The sequence below is a fragment of the Arthrobacter flavus genome (assembly GCF_039526005.1).
Classification (GTDB): Bacteria; Actinomycetota; Actinomycetes; order Actinomycetales; family Micrococcaceae; genus Arthrobacter_D; species Arthrobacter_D flavus.
Window position 1 is genome coordinate 146,866 of the sequence record NZ_BAAAIJ010000047.1, and the last position, 21,992, is coordinate 168,857.

The following is a 21,992-nucleotide window of genomic DNA, read 5'->3' on the forward strand; positions in this document are numbered from 1 at the left end:
ATGTCCCGCATTACCTCAGTGCGCACCTCCGATGTGCGCTTTCCAACATCCCTCGATCTGTCGGGGTCGGATGCCGTCAACGTCGATCCTGACTATTCCGCCGCCTACGTTGAAGTGGCGACCGATTCCGGTGAGCGGGGCTACGGCCTGGTCTTTACTTGTGGGCGCGGCAACGAGATCATCACTGCCGCCATGGACAGCTACGGCGCCCTCTTGATCGGCCAGGACACCGATGAGCTGGTCAACAACCTTGGCGACGCCTCCAAAAGGCTGATCCACGATTCACAGATGCGCTGGCTCGGTCCCGAGAAGGGCGTTTCCCACATGGCCTGCGGGGGCCTGATCAACGCTCTCTGGGACATCCGCGCCCGCCGCGAAAACAAGCCTCTGTGGCTCCTGCTCAGTGAGATGCCGGTCGAGGAACTGGTCAGCGCCGTTGACTTCACCCACATCTCGAACGCCTTGACCCCGCAGGACGCCACCGATCTTCTTCAGCGTGGACAGGAGGGCAAGCAGGACCGGATCGCCGAGCTCAGGCAGAACGGGTACCCGGCGTACACCACTACCCCTGGCTGGCTGGGGTACAGCGACGAGAAGCTTGTGCGCCTATCGAAGGAAGCAGTGGCTGATGGATTCGGCATGATCAAACTGAAGGTTGCCGGGAGCATCGCCGATGATCGACGTCGACTCTCACTCGCCCGCGAAGCAGTTGGCCCGAACGTCCGCATCGCCATCGACGCTAATCAGCGGTGGGAGGAACAAGATGCCATCGACTGGGTCAACCAGCTGCAGGACTTCAACCCTTACTGGATAGAGGAACCCACCAGCACTGACGACATCCTGGCCCACGCCGCCATCCGGAAGGCTGTCCACCCGGTGAAGGTGGCGACGGGCGAGGCGGTGCAAAGCCGGATTATCTTCAAACAACTGCTACAGGCCGGTGCCATCGACATCATGCAGATCGACTCGACTCGCGTCGCTGGCGTCAACGAGAACATCGCCAATCTCCTACTCGCGGCAAAGTTCGAGACCCCGGTGTGCCCGCACGCGGGTGGAGTGGGCCTGTGCGAGCTCGTGCAGCACTTTTCATTCTTCGACTACGCAGCAATTACCGGAACCATGGAAGACCGAGTCATCGAATTCGTTGACCACCTTCACGAGCACTTCGCTGAGCCTGTCATTGTGACCGGTGGACGCTACCAGGCGCCGAAGCGTCCGGGTGTGGGCGCTGAAATGCTGGACGCCTCGACTACTCGGTGGACCTTCCCTGCCGGCGCCGGCTGGCAGGAACTCAACGCACGCTGATCTTTAGATCCACTCGAAGGAGAATCATGACCGCTATCACCCTCCCCATCGCAGTCACCGCCGAGGACGTCGACGACGCGGCCCGGGCCGCACATCAAGCCTTCCTGCACGTCGCTGCTGAAGCGCCGTCGGTCCGGGCCAACAGATTGACCGCTGTCGCTGCTGCACTGCGGGCCAATGCCGACGAACTCGTTGAGCTTGGTCAGGCTGACACGCACCTGGCACCCACCAGGCTCCACGGCGAACTCAAACGCACCGCGTTCCAGCTGGACCTCTTTGCCGAAGAGGTCCTCACGGGCATTCCATTTGATGCGACGATCGATCATGCCGACGCTGACTGGGGCATGGGCCCTCGACCCGACATCCGAAGGGTCAATGTTCCCCTCGGGGTCGTCGGAGTGTTCGGCGCGTCCAACTTCCCGTTCGCCTTTAGTGTGATCGGCGGAGACTCCGCCTCGGCGTTGGCTGCTGGATGCTCGGTGCTCCACAAGATCCATGGAGGGCATAGGACGCTCGCCGTGCGAACTGCCGAAATAGTCACCGAGGCGCTCCGGGAGAGTGGCGCGCCAGACCACCTGTTTGCCGTGATCGAGGGCCGATCCGCAGCTGAGGCGCTGGTGGACCATCCGTTGGTGAAGGCTATCGGCTTCACCGGGTCCACCGCCGGCGGGCGGGCGCTTTTCAACAGAGCCAGCGCACGGCCGGAACCCATCCCGTTCTATGGCGAGCTCGGCAGCATCAATCCGGTCTTCGTGCTTCCCCACGCATGGGAAAACCGTTCGCAGGCGATCCTCGCCGGCTATGCTGCATCGTTTACCGCCGGGATGGGACAGTTCTGCACCAAACCAGGCGTGCTGTTTGTTCCTGATACCTATTCAGAAGAGGATCTCCGCAGCGTGCTCGAACCGGAGCTGGGACAGGTGGCGCTGAGCGAGCTCCTCACGCCCGGACTGCGCGAATCCTTCGGTCAGGCCCGGGATGAGGCTGTAGCCCAGGAGGGGGTCACCGCCCTGATCCCTGGATCTGATGACCAGATACCTGCTCCTACCATTCTGCTGACAGACAGCATCGTGGTCGAGGCAAACTCCGACGTCCTTCACCTGGAGATGTTCGGACCGGCCACCATAGTGGTCCGGTATCAGCAACCTGAGGAACTGCCTGGCCTGGCTGCCTGTATGGGGGGCCAGCTGACGGCGTCAATCCATGCGGATGACACCGACGACGCCGCGTCGCTCATCGAAGCGGTCACCGGAATAGCGGGCCGGGTGCTGTGGAATGGGTGGCCGACCGGGGTGACCGTCTCGTACGCGCAACAGCATGGTGGGCCCTACCCAGCCACCACCTCCCACACCACGTCCGTGGGGACTGCAGCTATCGGTCGCTTCACCCGGCCCGTCGCCTATCAGGACTTGCCCGACCGTGAGTTACCCGTCCCCCTCCAGGAGGCAAACCCGTGGAATGTTGCCCGCCGCGTCGACGGCGACGTCGTCGTCCCGTCGCAGACCGGGAGCGTTGATAGATGAGCGCGCTGCTACCTGATGATGCCGCCGCGGCTCTGCTGGTCGGGCGCCTCTGGGACCCGGTGACGGGCGGCCCCCGCCCCATCATGGTGGACGGTGACACGGTTGTTGATCTGTTTGAGGTCGCCACGACAGTATCTGACCTCCTGAACCGGGAAGATACGACTACCCTGCTTGAGAATGTCCGCCAGTCGGATGCCCGACGCTGGAACCTGGCGGAGGTCATCGGCGCGACCGTCGAGACGGTAGATCCTGGCTCAATGAACGGTGCCTCACCATATCTGCTGGCACCAGTAGACTTCCAAGCTCTTAAAGCGTGCGGTGTAACGTTCGTCGACAGCATGATCGAACGCGTCATTGAGGAACGTTGTGCGGGCGATTTCACGCTGGCCGAGGAGATGCGTACACGGGTGCTGGATGCTCTGGGTGGGAGTCTTGAAGGACTCCGTCCAGGATCCGTCGAGGCTTCCCGGGTAAAGGAGGTACTGGTGCGCGAGGGTTTCTGGTCCCAGTACCTGGAAGTCGGCATTGGGCCGGATCCTGAGGTCTTCACCAAGGCACCGGTCCTATCCGCGCTGGGCACCGGGGCTGACATCGGTATCCCCGGGTTTTCTTCCTGGAACAACCCCGAGCCTGAACTGGTACTCGTAGTGGACAACCAGGGCCATATTCGCGGCTGCACCCTCGGCAACGACGTCAACCTTCGCGACGTCGAAGGCCGCAGCGCCCTCTTGCTCGGCATGGCGAAAGACAACAACGGCTCGGCGGCGCTTGGTCCTTTCGTGAGGTTGTTCAACGATTCCTACACGCTCGACGACGCACGCCAGGAGAGCATCCACCTCACGGTTCGTGGGGCCGACGGGTATGTCCTGACCGGGACCAACAGCGTGCAACGGCTCAGCCGCCCGTTTGAGGAACTTGTCGGTGCGGCATACGGCAATCATCACCAGTATCCCGACGGGTTCGTGCTCTTCACCGGGACGCTGTTCGCTCCCAATGAGGACCGGGATACGCCGGGGATGGGATTCACTCACAAAGCCGGAGACGTCGTGGAAATCGGCAGCAATCGGCTCGGTACACTGACCAACATGGTGAAACCCACTGAAGATCTGGACCCGTGGCAGTTTGGAATCGGCGCCCAACTCGGCTATATCCTCGACCAGCAGATCGCTCGCACGGGCGGTGGGACATGACGAGTACTTCCGCCCCGGATGTCGAACACCGCGGAAGATCCGGAGCGCACGTGTACTGGACCCTCCGAGCGAAGATCCTGGACCTACAGCTCCCTCCGGATGCCAAAATCAACATTGATGCACTCGTGCGGGAGCTCGGCGTGTCTCAGACTCCCATTCGTGAGGCCTTGAGTCAGCTTGAGGGCGACCGGTTAATCGTCAAGACACCCGGCAAGGGGTACCGCACGACGGCGCTGCTTGAGACAGCCGAACTTCGGGAGTTGTTTGAATTTCGTCTGCTGATCGAACCGTGGGCGGCACGGGCGGCGGCCGTCAATCGTCTCAGCAACCCGGCGCGCATCCTTCACGCATCTCTTGACGAGTTCGAGGCTGGCGCATCAACTGACGGGAGTATTCGTCATCAGTTGGTGGCGCACGACACCACGTTTCATGATCGGATCCTTCTGGCCAGCAGCAACGAGTTCGCCCTGCATGCCTACCGGGCGACTCACTGCCATCTACACCTTTTCCGTCTCCATCCTGCTGATTACCAGGGAACCAGCACGGTGGAGGAGCACCGAGCGATCGTCGATGCCATCGCTCTGTGCGACCCCGATGCTGCGGAATCGGCTATGAATCGACATTTGATTGGTGCGTACCACCGCTTCGCGGAGGCCTTCTCTCAGGAAGACTCTGAACTGAGAGTCCCCCCGCCGGCCAAGCTCTGCTGACCACCCATACGACTGACCATCCATTCAACGAAGAACAAGGACTACCATGGCAAACACTTTCAATGGCGTGCGCGCCCTCGTGACCGGCGGAGCGTCCGGGATAGGTGCCGCGGTCACCGCCGAACTGGTAGCCCGCGGCGCCCGGGTCGCGGTGCTTGACCTGCAGCCCGACAATCTGCCTGCCGGCGTTGTCGGTTTTACCTGCGACATCGGTAACAGCGCTTCGGTTGACGCGGCAGTGGCGGCGGTGGCCATTGAGCTTGGGGGCATCGACGTTGTCATCAATAATGCGGGGATTGGTGCAGCCGGGACTGTGGCCGACAACACCGACGACGAGTGGCTCCGCGTGTTGAACATCAACGTTGTTGGGATTGCCCGGGTGTCACGGGCGGCGCTCCCCTACCTCAAGGAATCGACGTCCGCGGCCATCGTTAATACCGCTTCAGTGGCAGCGACCCATGGCCTGCCGCAACGGGCGCTCTATTCTGCGAGCAAAGGGGCCGTAGCCGCGCTTACCCGAGCGATGGCAGCAGATCATCTGCAGGACAATATCAGGGTGAACTGCGTCAATCCTGGCACCGCGGACACCCCATGGGTTGGCAGATTACTCGCGGCTGCGCCGGACCCTGCCGGTGAGCGCCAGGCGCTGGAAGCCCGCCAGCCGCATGGCCGGCTGGTATCTGCCGAAGAGGTGGCATCATCAATCCTCTTCCTGGCCGACCCGGCCAATGGCTCCACGACCGGAAGTTCCCTGACCGTCGATGGTGGAATGCATTCTCTTCTGCTCCGCTCTGATGCCTAAACCACCTGTTTACTACCCGACAAAAGGAGACTTGAGATGGAACTGATGCGATTGGGTGAGCCGGGCAAGGAAATCCCCGCGGCACGGCAGGACGGGGTGATCTATGACCTCCGCGCACTGACCACCGACATTTCCGGGGTGTTTCTCGGGGAGGACGGTATCGGCCGGGTGCGTAGTGCGTTGACTGCCGGCACTCTTCGACCACTCGAGGGTGCCGCAGCGATGCGGGTGGGAGCTCCGCTGACGGGGATCGGCGCGGTTGTCTGCGTGGGCCAGAATTATGCAGCGCACGCTGCCGAGACCGGCGACCAACCGCCCACGGCCCCGATTATCTTCTTCAAGCATCCCAATACGGTCGTCGGGCCGAATGACGACGTCGTCATCCCGCCGGGTGCTCAGAAGGTGGATTGGGAGGTGGAGCTTGCGGTGGTCATCGGCAAGCGGGCGTCCTATCTTTCGGGCGTCGACGAGGCCCTCGACTGCATCGCCGGGTTCACGATCAGCAATGATGTCTCGGAACGCGACTACCAGATCGGGCACTCGGGAGGTCAATGGTCCAAGGGCAAGTGCGCGCCGACCTTCAACCCGATGGGACCAACCCTGGTGCCGGCCTCTGAGGTGTCGGATCCGCAGGCACTCCGGCTCTACTCAACGGTCAACGGAGACCCCAGACAGGATTCCACGACGGCTGACATGGTGTTCAGCGTCGCCGAGATCATTCACAACCTCTCCCAGTACATGGCCCTGGATCCCGGTGACGTGGTGAACACCGGCACCCCCGAGGGTGTGGCCCTGTCCGGCCGGTTCCCCTATCTGGCGGCCGGAGACATCATGACGATCGGTATCGAGGGACTGGGAGAACAGCGGCAACGCGTCGTCGGGTCCTGACTGTGCAGGTTTCCCCAGGTTCTGCAGCCACCCACGCGTGTCGCCGGGCGACCCGCCGTCGACCCCGGCATTGTGGACCGAGAACCTGGGGAAACCGGCATGCTATCAGCGGACCCGACGCCCCGATAGGACCCCGCGAACCTCCCGCAGCACGTCATCCGGGTAAAACATGATGTCTTCATAGGAATAGCGCAGCACGAGATAGCCGCCGGCGATGGTCTTGTTGTTCCGGTGCAGGTCCCGCCGGAGGGCTCTTCGGTCGGAATGATAGGCGGCGCCATCCACCTCCACCACCAGAAACCCCTCCAACAGAAAGTCCACCCTGCCCACGCCCTCCAGCCGGGCCTGCGCCTCGACGTGGAAGCCGGTACCGAGGAACAGGATCCGTGCCACCACTTCCACGGGTGACTCAGCTGTGCAGGTGACCAGGTCCAGTGCCGCCCGGGCCGGTCCATTACGGTCGCCTGGCAAGCGGTCGAGCAGGAAGCTCCGGACCGTGTCGCCACGACGAAGTGCACACTCGACCATGACAGCGGCCTCCAACGGTGGGAGGCATCTCAGAGCATGAACCAGCACATCAACAAGTCCCACCAGCGGCGCTCCCGGGTGGACAGGTACGGTGAGTTCGCGGTGGTTGGTAAACCCGGTCCCGTGCCCGTGCTTGCAGCTCAGATGCAGGCACGTTGGGGAATGCAGCGACCATAGATCGTAAAACTTCGCGCCAGACAGGCAGGTGACCCGTCCGTTGCTGAGGACCGCCGCGATGAAGTCCGCTGGGGCATCGGGGAGGGCAATGACGCCGGTCCGCAGTCGGAGCATCTCACCTCGCACCAGGTGGCGGTCAACCTGCCGTCGGGACACCCCGCGACCGACCAATTCCTTTGTCCGGGCAACCGATCCCAGTCCCCGCAAAATGTTGATTGCGTCCATCGGTCCAGTGCAGCCGATTTGGCCGGGCGAGGGCCTTCCCGCCTGCACTATGTGTACAGGGTCAGCGACCGAACTTCTGTGGAGCGGCGGTCGGCGGGTCCTGACCGTACAGGTTTCCCCACGTTCTGGGGCCTCCCAAGCGTGGAGCCGAGGGACTCGCCGGAGAACCCTGCACTGGAGAACGGGAACCTGGGGAGACCTGCACGCCCGCCGCTCAACGGATCAACTTCTCCGCCCAACCCGCGTAAGTCGCCTCGGAACCGTCAGCAAGACGTCATTGATTGACGAAGGCAACGCTTTTTGATACGTTTCAGAAATCGTTTTCTTGTGATCTACGGCACGTCTCTAGACACCTGTGGATGACCTGATACTCCCGTTGAACCGATCATGGATTGCCCGGCTACTACCGGGAATCGCTCACCTGCCGGCCGAAAGAATGAAGGTTGTTGTGGATACCCCGATGTTCGATCGACGGACCCTGGTCCAACGCCATAACGTGGTGCAATGCACTGTTGATCCTTCAAGCCCGGTGTCGGTAGGCAATGGAGAATTCGCCTTTACCGTCGATCTGACCGGCCTTCAAACCTTTCCCTCAACGTATCCGGTGGGGTCCGATGGTGGGCCCCCACCGGGCACGCTCCTGGGTACTCAAGCCCAGTGGGGTTGGCATTCAACGCCACCGCGCCAACCTCACCGACTGGAAGATTCGCTAGTTGAGTATGCCTCGCCTCATGGGCCCGTGTGCTATGTCGATATGGACACCGAACCGGCGGGCGATCTCGATAGTGGGGAGAGCGAGACCGAGTCGTGGCTGCGTGCCAACCCGCACCGGCTGGACCTGGGCAGGCTCGGTTTTTGCCAGTTATCCAGCGAGGGCAGGCAGGCGCTTGCCATCGAAGCTCTCCAGTCCCCCCGCCAGGTGCTGGACCTCTGGCATGGCGTTGTCGCGAGCCAGTTCCGATACGGAACCCATCAAGTCAAAGTGGATACTGCTTGCCACCCGACTCTGGACCTGGTCGCAGTCTCAATCCGATCCAGCGCTTTCGCCGATGGACTAGCCCTGTCTGTGGCCTTCCCCTATGGATCGTCGGGCTGGTGCAACGCCGCAGACTGGAATTCAGCCGAAGCCCATTCGACCGTGCTTGAACAGACGACGACTGGATGGATTGTGAACCGCACGCTCGATGAGAGCACCTACAGCATGCTCATTCATGGAGAGGGACTGGTTGTTGACCTTCAGCCAGACCACACGCTCGTGGTGAGTACCGCCAGTGAGACGCTTGATGCGACCTTCCACTTTCTACCCGGCCTGGCCTCTTCAGAAAGAGCGGGGGACAGCGCCTTCACGGGTGGCGCCCGCAAAGCTATCGATGCCGCCAAAGCGCATTGGCCCAAGTTCTGGTCGTCTGGTGGAGCCATTCAGCTACACCAGACGGACGATCCGCGAGCTGAGGAACTAGAGCGCCGCATCATCTTGTCTCAGTACGTGACAGCCGTGAACTGTTCCGGATCAATGCCCCCTCAGGAGACCGGTCTGGTTTGCAACTCGTGGCGCGGCAAATTTCATCTCGAAATGCACTGGTGGCATGCGGCACATTTCGCTCAGTGGGGCAGGTCCGGGCTACTGACCCGCAGCCTTGGATGGTACAAAACTATCCTGTCGAATGCACGAGATACTGCGCGGGCCCAGCACTTCGCAGGTGTCAGGTGGCCCAAACAGGTAGGGCCGGATGGGCGCGAAAGCCCCAGCCATATTGGCGCCTTCCTTATCTGGCAACAACCGCATCTGATCTATCTCACCGAACTGTTGTACCGAGCTGACCCGTCGAGGGAACTGCTGGAGGAGTACGAAGATCTGGTGTTTGAGACAGCACAGTTCATGGCCAGTTTCGCCTATCGTACCGACCGGGGCTTTGAGTTGGGGCCGCCGCTCATCCCTGCTCAGGAGAGCTACGCCTCAACCCGGTCCACCGCGCAGAACCCAACTTTCGAACTGGCCTATTGGCAATGGGCGCTTGACGTCGCATCAATGTGGAGGGAGCGTCTGGGCAGAGATCCAATTCCGCACTGGACGGATGTCTCATCGAATATGGTGCAACCAATGGTGCTCGACGGGATCTACACCGCAATAGATCGCCACCCGTACACGATTCGGAAAGATCACCCCTCGATGCTGTGCGCCTTCGGATTTCTTCCAGCCACAGCCCTCATCAATATCGACACCATGCGGTCAACCCTTCAGGATGTTTTAGCGGATTGGGACTGGGACAGCACCTGGGGGTGGGACTACCCGGTGATCGCAATGACGGCAGCGCGCACGCTCAACCCCGAGGCGGCAGTCGACGCTCTGCTGATGCCTGCAGCCAAAAATGATCATCTGCTCAATGGGCACAACCGGCAAACCAACGAATTGCCGATCTATCTTCCCGGCAATGGCGGCCTACTATCGGCGGTTGCCCTGATGGCCGCGGGATGGGACGGCTGCCCTGACCGGAGCGCCCCCGGTTTTCCCTCCAACTGGTCGGTCCAATGGGAAGGCTTGGTGCCAGCCCCCTAGCTTTGCAGTCCGCCCTGAGAGTATTCCTCAAGCTGGCCGCCGGCCCCTCTTTATCAATCCCGAAATAGTTATCGAAGGAATGAATATGCTCAAATCTAGAAAACCCCTGCTCGTTGCGTCTGTGGCTTTGGCCTGCCTCCTCACCGCTACCGGGTGTGGCGGCGGCGAGACTGCCGCCGGAACGGCCGAGGACCCGGTCGAGCTCCGATTCGCGTGGTGGGGGAATGATCAGCGGGTGCAAGAGACTTTGGCCGTGATTGAAGCCTTTGAAGCGGAAAACCCGGGAATCAAGGTACGTGGCGAGTATTCCGACTTTGGTAGCTACTGGGACAGGCTCGCCACTCAAGTGGCAGGAGGGGATGCCCCCGATATCTTTGCTATGAGCGGCTCCTACCCCAGCGAGTACGCCAGCCGAGGGGCACTGCTCGACCTCGCCGAAGTCGAAGCAGAGATCGACACCTCAAAGTTCGCGGAAGGGACCGTGGAACTGGGACAGATTGACGGGGTCCAGTACACAGTGACCGCTGGCGTTAACGCCATGTCAATGGTCGTGGACCCCGGGGTATTCGAGGAGGCTGGAGTTGATATCCCTGACGACGAAACGTGGACCTGGGATGAATATGTGAAGCTGTCCGCCGAAATCTCAGACAACTCGCCGCAGGGCACCTATGGCACTACTCCCATGACCAATGATTCATTCCTCATGGTATGGGCGCGCCAGCATGGCGAAACGTTGTACTCAGAGGATGGGAGTGAGGTGGCTATCAGTACCGATACCCTCACTGACTGGTTCGATATGAATCAGGACTTGATGGACAACAGGGGTGCGCCTCCGGCGGCCGAATCGGTGGAGGACATTGCAGCATCGCCAGAGCAAACCCTGATGGGTCAGGGGAAACAGGGTATGAAAATCTCGTGGAGCAACCAAATGAATGCATACTCAGGTAGCTCACTTGAGATCCTCAAGTTGCCTGGCGAGGCGGAGGCGTCCGGCTCCTGGTTGAGGTCATCCCAGGAATACGCGATATCGTCCGCTTCCGAATACCCGGCTGAGACCGCAACGTTCCTGAACTATTTGGTGAACAGCCCAGATGCAGCCGAGATAATCCGAACCGACCGCGGAATGCAGGCCAACCTCGATGTCAGGGAAGGTGTGCTGCCGCTGCTGGACGAGAGCGATGCAAAGGAAGCGACCTATCTGGACCGGATTGCGGCGATGGATGTCCAGCCTCCCACGGCGTTACCGCCCGGATCGTCCGGCAGCCTGGAGGTCCTGGATAGGCAATTGTTCGAGGTGCTCTTCGACCAGACGACAGCTGAAGAAGCAGCCCTCGCGTTTATCGCTGAAGTCAACGCTAACTTGGCGAGCCAGTAAGGCCACTTGATCTCTGCCGTGCAGGTTTCCCCACGTTCTGGGCCCCCTAAGAGTGGCGCCGGGCGACACGCCGTCGAACCCGGCATCAGGGAGCGAGAACCAGGGGGAACCTGCACGCTCGGGGCACTAGACCAGGGCTAGACGTCCCGGGTGACGACGGCCTGGGCGAAAGCGGTCAGCGCCTGCTTGACGATGCTTTCCGGCAGCGGCTCAAGGGCTGCGACGGCGTCGTCGGCCCACTGTTGAGCAACCTTCCAGGCGTCCTGGGTTGCCGGGTGGGTACTGACGGCGGCAACGGCGGTAGCGAGGGACTCGTCCGAGCTGAGGTCACCATCGACCAGGTCGATCACCGCAACGGCCGAGGCGTCCCCAGCGGCAGCGGCCTGGCGGATCAGCAATATCGGCAGCGTCGGGACGCCCTCGCGCAGGTCGGTGCCTGGTGACTTGCCGGACGTAACCTTGACGCCGGTAACGTCGATGACGTCGTCGGCAAGCTGGAACGCCACCCCCACCTTCTCGCCGTAGGAGAGCATGACGTCGATAACCGACTGCGAGGCCTGGCCGAACAACGCGCCGAGCTGACCCGATGCAGCAACGAGCGACCCGGTCTTGTCGGCGATGACCGACAGGTAGTGCTCCACGGGGTCTTCGTCCTCGCGGGGTCCGACCGTCTCGTGAAGCTGTCCCAGGCAGAGCCGTTCAAAGGTCCGCGCCTGGATCCCCAGGGCACGGCCGCCCAATTCCGACACCAGGATGGAGGCGCGGGCAAAGATCAGGTCACCGGTCAGGATGGCTACCGAGTTACCCCAGACCTCGTGGGCTGTTGGTGCACCGCGACGGTACGGCGCCGAGTCCATGACGTCGTCGTGATACAGCGTGGCCAGGTGGGTCAGTTCGACGACGACGGCGGCCTGCACCACCTCGGGGCGGCTGGCATCTCCGAGGTGCGACGCCAGAATGGTCAACAGCGGCCGGATGCGTTTGCCGCCCGCTTCGACGAGGTGGCGGCTGGTGGCGTCAGCGAGCGGATCGGAACTGGCGATGGCTTCCCGAAGCTGCTTTTCGACCTTGGCCAGGCAGGTGGTGACCGCTGGACCAAGGTGGGGGTCCTCGGCGATCAAGGCAAACCCGGGTGGAAGCCGCAGACCGGTAGCGATGGCTCCGGTGGCAGTGTCGAGCTCGGGGCCGTCGGACAGCGAGTGTCCAGCACGGGTCCAGCCGGGGTTCGCAGATTCTGTCACTGTCTAAGACTAACTAGTAGAGCGCGTGGAACTGGCATGCGTCCGCGCGCGCGAGTGGGATTGGTTGCTGACGGCCGGCACCAGCTGTTCCAGCAGGTGAATGACGCGGTCCTCGAACCCTTTGCCGCCGGAGTCGGTCAGGTTGGCGAGCATCCGCACCACAAAGCGCATCAGCACCGGGATCGGCATGCCGGTCCGCAGCGCCAACCGCAGAATGGCCGGTTTGCCGATCAGCTGGGCAAAGATGGTCCCGAGGGTGAAATGACTCCCCCACAGCCCTCTGAGGTGCGGCGCGTAACCGGCCAGGACCTGATCGCGGCCCAGGGTCGAGCCGACCTGTTCGGCGTTGATAATGAACTCGGCAGCGTACCGGGCCGACTCCATCGCGTAGGAAATACCCTCGCCGTTGAATGGGGACACCATTCCCCCGGCGTCACCGAGCAGCAGCATTCCCGGACTGTAGTGAGGTGTCCGGTTGAAGCCCATGGGTAGGGCTGCGCCCCGGATCTCCCCGACCTGCTGCTCTGGGACAAAGCCCCATTCCGGGGGCATCCCGGCGGTCCAGTCCCGCAGCACCTGCTTGTAATCCAGCTTGCCGAACTCGGCCGAGGAGTTGAGGATACCCAGGCCCACATTGGACGTGCCGTCCCCCACACCGAAGACCCACCCGTAGCCGGGAAGCGGCTTGCCGGTCGCGTCGGGGAGCTCGAGCCACCCCTCCATCCAGGGGTCCTCATGGCGCGGGCTGGTGAAGTAGGTGCGCACCGCGACGCCGAGCGGACGATCATCACGCTTCGCCAGCCCCAGGCTGACGGCCGTTCGGGTCGAGTTGCCATCGGCCGCCAGGACGGTGTCAGCGTGAAACTGCCGGGTCTCCCCCGTCTTGCGGCCTGACGAGTCCAGGATATTGACCACGACGCCGGTCACCCGGCCGGCGTCGTTGCGGATCGCCTGGGTGACAGAGTGGCCCTCAAGGATGACGGCGCCCGCCGCGCGGGCGTGTTCGGCAAGTTGTTCATCGAATCCGAACCGGGTGCGGACCAGCCCGTAGTCGGGGAAATCGGTGAGTTCCGGCCAGGGCACCTCGACGGTGCGACCTCCGGCCTTGAGCCGCAGGCCGACGTTGCGGCGCCATCCCGCCGTTTCCTCGTGCGGTAGCCCGAGCAACTGGATTTCACGCACCGCGCGGGGTGTGAACCCGTCGCCGCAGACCTTTTCCCGGGGGAAGACCGACTTTTCGACGACGGTCACGTCCACCCCGGCACGGGCCAGGTAGTAGGCAGCTGTCGATCCGGCCGGGCCAGCCCCGACTATCAGTACCGACACTTAGTTGGCTGGCCCTGCGCTGCGGCGGCCGGGACGCGCCTTGACCGATGCTGTGGCAGTGTCCGCGGGCTTGGTCGCTCGATGGACGGCGACGATTCCGCCGTTCAGATTGCGGTAGGCCACGTTCTCCCAACCAGCGTCGGAGAGCCATCCGGCCAGCGCGTCCTGATCGGGCCAGGCCCTGATGGACTCGGCGAGGTATACGTAGGCGGTGGGGTTCGAACTGACCTTCGTGGCGATGGCGGGGAGGGCGCGCATCAGGTATTCGGTGTACATGGTGCGCCACAGCGGGACAGTCGGCTGGGAGAACTCGGCGATGACCAGCTTGCCGCCGGGCTTCGTGACGCGCAGCATCTCCGCGAGCGCCAGCTGCGGACGGTGCACGTTGCGCAGGCCGAAGGAGATCGTCGTCGCGTCAAAGGAGTCATCGGCAAACGGCAGATCGGTGGCATCGCCGGCAATAAAATCGATGTCAGGGCGACGGCGTTTACCGACGCGCAGCATGCCGAGGGAGAAATCGCAGGCGACGACGTACACCCCGTTGTCCGCATAGGGCTCGCTGGAAGTGCCGGTTCCGGCGGCCAGGTCGAGCACCTTCTGGCCCTTCGCGGCTCCTACCGCCTCCACCACAATGCGGCGCCAGCGGTGGGTCTGTCCGAGGGACAGGACGTCGTTGACCACGTCGTATTTGGGAGCCACGTCGTCAAACATGGCTGCTACTTCTTCGGGACGCTTTTCCAGTGATGCACGGTTCACCCTTACATTGTCTCAAACAATTGACGGGTCCCTAATCGGGCCCCCGGGCAACCGGGTTTCCGGGCACCGGGTCCGGCAGGGACAGAGCCCGCCCGTCCCTGCCGGCTGCCGCTGCCGCTGCCGCTGCCACTGCCGCTGCCACTGCCGGGCAAGAGTAGGCTTGGAAATCATGAGCACTCCGTCCTCCATCGCGGTCGCGCCGCCGCTGACACCAGTGCGCGGTCTGCGCAGCATCACCATCCCCCGGGGACAGCTCGACGACAGTACCGGCCTGCTCGACTATGTTGCCCGCAACGACGTGCACACGTGGGTGCGACGCGGCGATGGCCTGGTTGCCTTCGGCGAAAGCGCCCGGTTCTCGACGGCGGGCCCGGACCGCTTCATTGCGGCGCAGCAGTGGTGGCGCACTCAACTCGACGCCGCCGACGTCGACAATCCGCTTGCCGTTCCCGGTTCCGGGCTGGTGGCCTTCGGTTCATTTGCGTTCTCCAAGACCTCCCAGCACCAGTCCCGGCTTATTGTGCCGCGCATTGTGGTCGGCTGCCGTGATGGTCACAGCTGGCTGACCTACATCACCGCGGACGAGGGTGCGGACGTGACCGCCGACGCCGCCGAGGCAGCACTGGCCGAGTACCTCGATGAGACGGCCATCGAACGTGTTCCAGACACCTCCGACCGGCTCACACCGGGGATTCTCTCCGAAGAGCAGTGGATGACCGCTGTAGAACAGGGGATCGAGCACATTCGCAGCGGCGAGCTGAGTAAGTTGGTGCTCGCACGTGACGTCGTCGCCGAGCTCGGTTCACCGGTGGCGACCGCCCAGGTGCTGCGCGAATTGGCGGTCAGGTACTCCGACTGCTGGACCTACTCGGTGGACGGGCTGATCGGTTCGACACCTGAAATGCTGATCAAGGTCGAGAACTCGACAGCCCAGGCGAGGGTCCTCGCGGGCACCCTGGACCGCAACAATGCGCCGGCCGATGACCCCGACTACGCGCAACGGGTGCTCGCTGGGTCCGAGAAACAACTGCATGAGCACCAGATCGCCATCGACTCGCTGACCGGTCAGCTGGAGCCGTTTACCAGCACCATGACTTCACACAGCGAGCCGTTCGTCCTCGAACTACCCAACGTCTGGCATCTCGCTTCCGATGTCACCGCGCAGCTGGAGCCCGGCGCCGATGGCAGCGTGCCGACGTCGTTGGCCCTGGTCGGCGCGTTACACCCGACCGCGGCGGTCTGTGGGACACCAACGACCGTAGCGGGAGCCCTGATCCGGGAACTGGAGCATATGGAGCGCGGACCTTACGCCGGCCCGGTGGGCTGGATGGACGCCCGCGGCAATGGTGAGTGGGGAATCGCGTTACGTGGCGCGGTCATCGAGAGTCCCACCCGGGTGCGCATGTACGCAGGGTGTGGCATCGTCGCGGCCTCGAATGCCGCCGCCGAGCTGGCGGAATCCTGGAGCAAGTTCCGGCCCATGATCGAGGCTCTGGGCATTCGCCGCTGACGAGAATTTCCTCCTACTCACCCTCCGCGCGGGCGCGAACACTGACAGTTACCTATACGCAATAGCTGTAGCCTGTGATGCACATCTCGATACGACTACACTGTGAAACGAAGTTTTCCCCGTCCACAAAAGAGGTAGCTGTATGTTTGCCAAGCGCTCAACCGTTCCCAAGACCCTCGCCATCGCTGCCATCGGGGCGCTCGCGCTCAGTGCCTGCGGTGGCTCCGACGAGCCAGCCGCCGACGAGTCGGGTCTCGGCCTGGTCGCCGAAGGCTCCCTCACCGTGTGCTCGGACATCCCGTACGCACCCTTCGAATACGAGGAAGACGGCGAGTACGTCGGCTTCGACATGGACCTGATGCGAGCTATCGCCACCGGCATGGACCTGGAGCTTGAGGTAGTCGATGTTGGCTTCGACGGCCTGGCCAGTGGTGCTGTGCTGTCCGCCGGGCAGTGCGACATCGGCGCCAGCGCCATCACCATCACCGAGGAACGCGCGGAGAACCTTGCGTTCACCGAGCCCTACTACGATTCGCTGCAGTCGCTCCTGGTACCCGTCGATTCCGACGTAGCCTCGATCGACGATCTGGCTGGCAAGTCCGTCGGTGTTCAGGCTGGGACCACCGGTGAGACCTACACGCGCGAGAACGTCCCCGCGGACACCGAGGTGGTGGCTTTCCCGAGCGATGCTGAGCTGTACTCGGCACTCCAGGCTGGAAATGTTGCAGCGATCCTCCAGGATCTCCCGGTCAACCTCGCCCACACCGAGGACGGCACCTACACCATCGCCGATGAGTTCGAGACCGACGAGCAGTATGGTTTCGCGGCGACCAAGGACGGCAGCGAAGAGCTGCTGGCCGCCGTCAACGAGCAGCTCGCCGAACTGCGGGACAACGGCGAGTACGACGAAATCTACAACACCTACTTCTCCGAGTAGGAATTCTGGCCCGGAACCTTCGCGGAATCTCGTGATTCCACGAGGGTTTCGGGCCGTCGCGTCCTTGAGAAAAGATTGGCTTCCCACGTGAAACGCTCAACCCGCAGACGCCTGACCCGCGGCGCCCTGTACGCAGTCTTCATCCTCGCCGTCGCGGTCGTTGTCGCGCTCGCTGATTGGGGGGCCATCCGAAGCAACTTCTTCGACGTGGACGTCGCCATTCAGGCGTTCCCCGAGATCCTCACGATCGCTGCGAAGAACACCGTCCTCTATACGGCCATCGCTTTCGTCGGTGGACTCCTTCTCGGTCTGATCCTTGCACTGATGAAGCTTTCCCCCGTGTTGCCCTACCGCTGGGCTGCGACCGCCTACATTGAGTTGTTTCGCGGCCTACCGGCGCTGCTGGTGATCTTCGGGTTTGCCTTCGCCGTACCCATCGCGTTCGGATGGCGACCGCCTGGGGGCAGCGCCGGGGCTGGCCTGATCGCCCTAATCATTGTCTCCTCGGCCTATATTGCCGAGACCATCCGCGCCGGAATCGAGGCCGTCCCACCGGGCCAGGTGGAGGCCGCACGGTCCCTCGGAATGCGCCCGTCCTGGACCATGATCTCGGTGGTTCTCCCGCAGGCGTTCAGGATCATCACCCCGCCGCTGACCAATGAACTGGTGATCCTCATCAAGGACACCTCCTTGCTGTTCATCGCTGGCATGGCCCTGGGCGACCGCGAACTGACCACCTTCGCCCGGGACATGGTTTCCTCTTCCGCCAACGCGACCCCGCTGGTGCTTGCCGCCCTGCTCTACCTGATCATCACCCTGCCACTGACCCAGCTGGTGGCCAAGCTCGAACGACACAACAAGAGAGGGCGGTGAACGAAGTGACTGAACCAGCGCTCCGCAAAGACGTGCCAGCCATTGAGGTCCGCAACCTGTACAAGAGTTTCGGTGACAATGAGGTCCTGAAGGGCATCGACTTCCATGTGGATCATGGAGAAGTGGTCTGCGTCATCGGGCCTTCTGGCTCTGGCAAATCCACCCTCCTGCGCTGCGTGAACCGGCTGGAGGAACCCACCAGCGGCACCATCATGGTGGAGGGCGTCGACATCACAGATGACGAGACGGACCTGGATAAGGTACGCACCCGTATCGGCATGGTGTTCCAGCAGTTCAACCTCTTCCCGCACCTGAACGTCACCCGCAACCTCACCCTGGCACAGATCAGGGCGAAGAAGCGCAGCAAGTCCGAGGCAGGCGAGGTCGCTGCCCGCAACCTGGCCAAGGTGGGGCTGAAGGACAAGGCGACGGCGTTCCCGGCCCAGCTCTCCGGCGGCCAGCAGCAGCGGGTGGCCATTGCCCGCGCGCTGTCGATGGATCCGGACATGATGCTGTTCGATGAGCCCACCAGCGCACTGGACCCCGAACTGGTCGGTGACGTGCTCGATGTGATGAAACAGCTGGCGAAGGACGGCATGACCATGATGGTGGTCACCCACGAAATGGGGTTTGCCCGGGAGGTTGGAGACCGGGTGGTGTTCATGGACGGCGGCGTAGTTGTGGAACAGGGCAAGCCGGACGACGTCCTCGGTAACCCCCAGCACGAACGCACCAAGGAGTTCCTCTCAAAGGTCCTCTAGCCGCAGTCCAGGCCCCATGGGACGATAGGTCCATCAGACCCACCTAGCAGCGGGAATCCTCATGCCAACCCACCTCCGGCCCGCACGGCTTCGCGCGCGGCTGCTCAGCGCCGTCGTCCTGTGCTGTGCGCTGCTGGGCGGGATGCTCGCAGCCCAGCCCGCAACGGCAGCCGTCCCCGTGGGAGACCCGAACAGCTATCACGTGCTGGTCACGAAATCCCGGCCGCTGAACCCCCTGAACTACATCGCGCCTGATCTGGTCTATTTCCCTGGCACCAACTACGTGCTCCGTCGTGCGGTCTCAGCGAATCTGGAAAGCCTCTTTGCCGGCGCCCGCAACGCTGGGGCTCCGCTGAGCGTGGTGAGCGCCTACCGTTCCTACAACGAACAAGCGTCCCTCTACAACAGCTATGTGGCGCGCTACGGGCAAGCAGTAGCCGACACCATTTCGGCTCGTCCCGGGCACAGCGAGCATCAGACCGGGCTCGCCGTCGACGTCGGCAACGCCAACGGGTCTTGCGGGCTGGGTGCCTGTTTCGGGAACACCGCCGGCGGCAAGTGGGTCGCCGCCAACGCCTGGCGGTACGGGTTCATCATTCGCTACCCGGCCGGGTACCAGTCAACCACCGGCTACACCTACGAACCGTGGCATCTGCGCTACGTGGGCCGCCCTCTCGCCACGGAGATGAAGACCCGTGGCATCCCCACGCTGGAGCACTACTTCAACGGGACCAACCCCACCATCGCCAGCCCCACTGACCTGACGGCGGTCGATTCCGCCGGGGTGTTGTGGAACTACCCACCGACCTGGTCCGGCGGATTCGCGCAGCGCGCCCGTGTGGGCAGCGGCTGGGGCAGTCTGAAAGCCGGGTTCACCACTGATTGGAATGCCGATGGCGTCCAGGACATTCTCGCCCAATGGCAGGACGGAAAACTCACGCTCTATCGGGGACTCCGGGGCGGCGGTTTCCAGTCACCCGTCCGGATCGGGAGCGGGTGGGCCGACCACGAGATCACCGTGGGCACGTGGTGGCGCGGCAGCCGATACCCATCGGTAGTCACCAAGGACGGTTCCGGCCGGCTGTGGCACTACGCCAACAACTCCGGCGGGGCTTTGTCCTCGCAGGCTCGGGCTCAGATCGGGTCCGGCTGGCAAAACCTGCGGATTACTCTGGCCGACTTTGACCGGGACGGCAACCAGGACATCCTGGGCACCCGCGCAGGAGGTCAGCTGGTGCTCTACCGCTCAGATGGCAAGGCGCGCTTCGTTTCCGAAAGTCGGAGGACCATCGGATCCGGCTGGCAGTTCATCAACAGTACCGGCGCGGTATCCGGATTCCAGGGCCCCGGATCCTACGGGCTGATGGCGCGAACCGACTCGGGTGCGCTCAAGCACTATCCGATCACCAAGGGAGGCTGGGGCCGTTCCTACACCATCGGCACCGGCTGGCAGAACTACCGGATCATGCACTAACGGTCAGACCACCCGGGCGATGCTGGCCTTGATCGAGGCGTGTAGCGCGCGGAGGCCTGACCGGTCAGCCTGGACCTCGATCACCGAGCGGCCCCGGATAGGCTTCGCCAGCTCAGCATCCAGGTCCAAGGCCGAGGAGACCAGCGCATGCCCGACGCCGTACCCCCGGGCCAGCAGTCCAAGATCGGCCGTGTGCGGGGTGCCGAACAGCCGCTCCACCGCCGGACGGTGCCGGGCCAGATTCCCGTCCTCTCCGTGTTCCAGGAGACCGAAGATGCCTCCGCCAGCATCGTTGAGTACCACTATCTGGAGGTCGGCCTCCTCCTCGCCTGGCCCCAGCAGCAGCCCACCGGCGTCGTGAAGAAAAGTCAGGTCACCGAGCAGCAGACGGGTCGGGATGCCGGTGGCGAGCGCGATACCGGTTGCCGTGGAGATGGTGCCATCGATGCCGGCGAGGCCGCGGTTGGCGTAGACCTCCAGGGGGTGCCAGCCAGGGGACGCGATGAGATCGGCGTCGCGGATGGGATTGGAGGAGCCGAGCACGAGGTTTCCGTCGGTGCTTTCCCAAACGGCGTCTGCCACGTGGAGCCCGTTCAGGGAGGAGCTTTCAGCGAGGGTTGACCGAAGCGCGGCATCGGCGCGGGCACTGGCTTGTTGCCACCGCCCCAGCCAACCGACCTCGCCCTGACCGGCGAACCGCAGCAACTCATCGAGGGTGGTAATGATCCGCTCCCGGCGTCGGCCTTCTTCGAACCAGGCCACCGGCCCCGGGAGGTAAAGCGCATGCTGCACCTCTGGTCGGGACAGCAGGGCTGCCACTGGGCGTGAGAGGGTGGGCCTCCCGAACACCACCACGCGCTCGACGTCGGGCCCCAGATGTTCCAGCAGCAGCCGGTACTGGGCAACCGCGTTGGGGCCGAACCGGGCGTTGGAGGAGGGCTCGGCGAGCAACGGGAGGCCGAGGTGTTGGGCGAACACCGCCGCCAGTTCCCCGGCGCCGTGGCCTGCAACCACCACGGTTCGTGCGGTCGACGTCGGGATGGCGGCGTGCTGCGCGGCGTCCTGGGTGGCCCGGACCTGGGTGGCGGCGTCGTGCTGGCTGATCAGCGGCGGGATCGTATCGGTGGCAGCGGCTGGCGGGAGCCCTGCAGGGGCGCGGTCGTGGCTCCTAACGTCGGCGGCCACAGCGTCGGGGCCCACAGCGTCGGGGCCCACAGCGTCGGGGAGCACAGTGTCGGGGAGCACAGTGTCGGGGAGCACAGTGTCGGCGGCCACGGCGTCGGGGACCAGCGGGTCCCTGAACGCGAGATTCAGCTGGACCGGACCTCGTGGGCCCGAAGCCCCCAGCGCCTCGGCCAGGGCCCTGGCAACGAACGCCGAGGGATCAGTGCTCGCCGGAACGTCGAGCGCGCACCGTACGTGCGATCCGTAGAGGTTGACCTGGTTGGTGGTCTGGTTGGCGCCGCTCCCCCGAAGCTCATCGGGCCGGTCTGCTGACAGCACAACCACGGGCACGGCCGCGTGGTTCGCTTCCATGACCGCTGGCAGGAGCTCCCCCACTGCGGTGCCCGACGTCGTCAGCACCGCAGCGGGGCGCTGCGATCCCTGTGCCAGGCCCAGCGCGGTGAACCCGGCCACCCGCTCGTCGATCCGGACATGCAACCGCACCGCACCCGCGGCCTCAGCCTCGGCGAGCGCATACGCCAGGGGCGCGCTTCGGGATCCCGGTGCAACGACGACGTGGCGGACACCCGCTGCGGTCAGCGCGGCAACGGCTAGCCGGGCGGCGTCGACGGAGTTCAGCTGCTCATTCACGCTTCAATCCTCACACATC

18 protein-coding genes are annotated in these 21,992 nt (G+C 63.5%); 13 read left to right on the forward strand and 5 right to left on the reverse strand.

What is annotated here, in order from left to right; genetic code table 11:
• The 6 genes from ABD059_RS10755 to ABD059_RS10780 are packed head-to-tail and all read left to right on the forward strand — an operon-like array spanning position 1 to position 6,418.
• Positions 1 to 1,305 (forward strand): enolase C-terminal domain-like protein, encoded by a 1,305-nt coding sequence (locus ABD059_RS10755; RefSeq protein ID WP_343879842.1) that lies wholly within the window; start codon positions 1 to 3, stop codon positions 1,303 to 1,305.
• A 26-nt stretch (positions 1,306 to 1,331) separates the two neighbouring features.
• Positions 1,332 to 2,828 (forward strand): aldehyde dehydrogenase (NADP(+)), encoded by a 1,497-nt coding sequence (locus ABD059_RS10760; protein WP_343879844.1) that lies wholly within the window; start codon positions 1,332 to 1,334, stop codon positions 2,826 to 2,828.
• The gene (locus tag ABD059_RS10765) at positions 2,825 to 4,018 is read left to right on the forward strand and encodes a fumarylacetoacetate hydrolase family protein (RefSeq protein ID WP_343879846.1); all 1,194 of its coding nucleotides are present in this window, start codon (positions 2,825 to 2,827) and stop codon (positions 4,016 to 4,018) included. The genes ABD059_RS10760 and ABD059_RS10765 overlap by 4 nt, the downstream gene beginning before the upstream one ends.
• Positions 4,015 to 4,728 carry a GntR family transcriptional regulator gene (locus ABD059_RS10770; protein ID WP_343879848.1) on the forward strand — a complete coding sequence of 238 codons (714 nt, stop codon included), beginning with the start codon at positions 4,015 to 4,017 and terminating at the stop codon, positions 4,726 to 4,728. Before ABD059_RS10765 ends, ABD059_RS10770 begins: the two co-directional genes overlap by 4 nt.
• Positions 4,729 to 4,774: 46 nt before the next feature.
• Positions 4,775 to 5,530, forward strand: a complete 756-nt coding sequence (locus ABD059_RS10775) for an SDR family NAD(P)-dependent oxidoreductase (RefSeq protein WP_343879850.1) — start codon at positions 4,775 to 4,777, stop codon at positions 5,528 to 5,530.
• Between the two features lie 36 nt (positions 5,531 to 5,566).
• Positions 5,567 to 6,418 carry a fumarylacetoacetate hydrolase family protein gene (locus tag ABD059_RS10780; RefSeq protein ID WP_343879852.1) on the forward strand — a complete coding sequence of 284 codons (852 nt, stop codon included), beginning with the start codon at positions 5,567 to 5,569 and terminating at the stop codon, positions 6,416 to 6,418.
• A gap of 105 nt (positions 6,419 to 6,523) precedes the next feature.
• On the opposite strand, the gene ABD059_RS10785 is transcribed toward ABD059_RS10780, so the two are convergent.
• Positions 6,524 to 7,348: a DUF559 domain-containing protein gene (locus tag ABD059_RS10785; protein ID WP_343879854.1), complete on the reverse strand. Its 825-nt coding sequence runs from the start codon at positions 7,346 to 7,348 to the stop codon at positions 6,524 to 6,526.
• 754 nt (positions 7,349 to 8,102) lie between these two features.
• Between ABD059_RS10785 and ABD059_RS10790 the strand changes: the two genes are divergently transcribed.
• Positions 8,103 to 9,905, forward strand: coding sequence for a hypothetical protein (locus ABD059_RS10790; RefSeq protein WP_343879856.1), 1,803 nt, complete (start codon positions 8,103 to 8,105; stop codon positions 9,903 to 9,905).
• 253 nt (positions 9,906 to 10,158) lie between these two features.
• Positions 10,159 to 11,280 (forward strand): ABC transporter substrate-binding protein, encoded by a 1,122-nt coding sequence (locus ABD059_RS10795; RefSeq protein ID WP_343879859.1) that lies wholly within the window; start codon positions 10,159 to 10,161, stop codon positions 11,278 to 11,280.
• Positions 11,281 to 11,417: 137 nt separating this feature from the next.
• Here ABD059_RS10795 and ABD059_RS10800 read toward each other — a convergent pair whose 3' ends face one another.
• From ABD059_RS10800 to ABD059_RS10810, 3 genes are read right to left on the reverse strand one after another with little or no spacing between them, the layout of a single operon-like run.
• Positions 11,418 to 12,521, reverse strand: a complete 1,104-nt coding sequence (locus tag ABD059_RS10800; protein WP_343879861.1) for a polyprenyl synthetase family protein — start codon at positions 12,519 to 12,521, stop codon at positions 11,418 to 11,420.
• Positions 12,522 to 12,530: 9 nt separating this feature from the next.
• On the reverse strand, positions 12,531 to 13,847 hold the full coding sequence (locus tag ABD059_RS10805) for a geranylgeranyl reductase family protein (RefSeq protein ID WP_343879863.1): 1,317 nt from the start codon (positions 13,845 to 13,847) through the stop codon (positions 12,531 to 12,533).
• Positions 13,848 to 14,603 carry a demethylmenaquinone methyltransferase gene (locus ABD059_RS10810; RefSeq protein WP_343879865.1) on the reverse strand — a complete coding sequence of 252 codons (756 nt, stop codon included), beginning with the start codon at positions 14,601 to 14,603 and terminating at the stop codon, positions 13,848 to 13,850. It lies immediately after the preceding gene.
• Between the two features lie 169 nt (positions 14,604 to 14,772).
• Here ABD059_RS10810 and ABD059_RS10815 point away from each other — a divergent pair, with 169 nt between their 5' ends.
• From ABD059_RS10815 to ABD059_RS10835, 5 genes are all read left to right on the forward strand, one after another.
• Positions 14,773 to 16,113 (forward strand): isochorismate synthase, encoded by a 1,341-nt coding sequence (locus ABD059_RS10815; RefSeq protein WP_343879867.1) that lies wholly within the window; start codon positions 14,773 to 14,775, stop codon positions 16,111 to 16,113.
• A gap of 142 nt (positions 16,114 to 16,255) precedes the next feature.
• On the forward strand, positions 16,256 to 17,050 hold the full coding sequence (locus ABD059_RS10820; protein WP_343879869.1) for a transporter substrate-binding domain-containing protein: 795 nt from the start codon (positions 16,256 to 16,258) through the stop codon (positions 17,048 to 17,050).
• An 87-nt stretch (positions 17,051 to 17,137) separates the two neighbouring features.
• The gene (locus tag ABD059_RS10825) at positions 17,138 to 17,923 is read left to right on the forward strand and encodes an amino acid ABC transporter permease (protein WP_343879871.1); all 786 of its coding nucleotides are present in this window, start codon (positions 17,138 to 17,140) and stop codon (positions 17,921 to 17,923) included.
• On the forward strand, positions 17,920 to 18,684 hold the full coding sequence (locus tag ABD059_RS10830) for an amino acid ABC transporter ATP-binding protein (RefSeq protein WP_343879873.1): 765 nt from the start codon (positions 17,920 to 17,922) through the stop codon (positions 18,682 to 18,684). Before ABD059_RS10825 ends, ABD059_RS10830 begins: the two co-directional genes overlap by 4 nt.
• Before the next feature lie 61 nt (positions 18,685 to 18,745).
• Positions 18,746 to 20,158 carry a D-alanyl-D-alanine carboxypeptidase family protein gene (locus tag ABD059_RS10835; RefSeq protein WP_343879875.1) on the forward strand — a complete coding sequence of 471 codons (1,413 nt, stop codon included), beginning with the start codon at positions 18,746 to 18,748 and terminating at the stop codon, positions 20,156 to 20,158.
• Between the two features lie 3 nt (positions 20,159 to 20,161).
• Here ABD059_RS10835 and menD read toward each other — a convergent pair whose 3' ends face one another.
• Complete coding sequence (gene menD / locus ABD059_RS10840; protein WP_343879877.1) at positions 20,162 to 21,973, reverse strand: 2-succinyl-5-enolpyruvyl-6-hydroxy-3-cyclohexene-1-carboxylic-acid synthase; 1,812 nt, start codon at positions 21,971 to 21,973, stop codon at positions 20,162 to 20,164.
• Positions 21,974 to 21,992 lie beyond the last annotated feature (19 nt).

Coding starts and splice junctions, on each gene's coding strand:
- ABD059_RS10835 (WP_343879875.1), top strand. CDS start 18,746: ATGCCAACCCACCTCCGGCCCGCACGGCTTCGCGCGCGGCTGCTCAGC.
- ABD059_RS10765 (WP_343879846.1), top strand. CDS start 2,825: ATGAGCGCGCTGCTACCTGATGATGCCGCCGCGGCTCTGCTGGTCGGG.
- ABD059_RS10815 (WP_343879867.1), top strand. CDS start 14,773: ATGAGCACTCCGTCCTCCATCGCGGTCGCGCCGCCGCTGACACCAGTG.
- ABD059_RS10785 (WP_343879854.1), bottom strand. CDS start 7,348: ATGGACGCAATCAACATTTTGCGGGGACTGGGATCGGTTGCCCGGACA.
- ABD059_RS10760 (WP_343879844.1), top strand. CDS start 1,332: ATGACCGCTATCACCCTCCCCATCGCAGTCACCGCCGAGGACGTCGAC.
- ABD059_RS10775 (WP_343879850.1), top strand. CDS start 4,775: ATGGCAAACACTTTCAATGGCGTGCGCGCCCTCGTGACCGGCGGAGCG.
- ABD059_RS10770 (WP_343879848.1), top strand. CDS start 4,015: ATGACGAGTACTTCCGCCCCGGATGTCGAACACCGCGGAAGATCCGGA.
- ABD059_RS10790 (WP_343879856.1), top strand. CDS start 8,103: ATGGACACCGAACCGGCGGGCGATCTCGATAGTGGGGAGAGCGAGACC.
- ABD059_RS10780 (WP_343879852.1), top strand. CDS start 5,567: ATGGAACTGATGCGATTGGGTGAGCCGGGCAAGGAAATCCCCGCGGCA.
- ABD059_RS10755 (WP_343879842.1), top strand. CDS start 1: ATGTCCCGCATTACCTCAGTGCGCACCTCCGATGTGCGCTTTCCAACA.
- ABD059_RS10820 (WP_343879869.1), top strand. CDS start 16,256: ATGTTTGCCAAGCGCTCAACCGTTCCCAAGACCCTCGCCATCGCTGCC.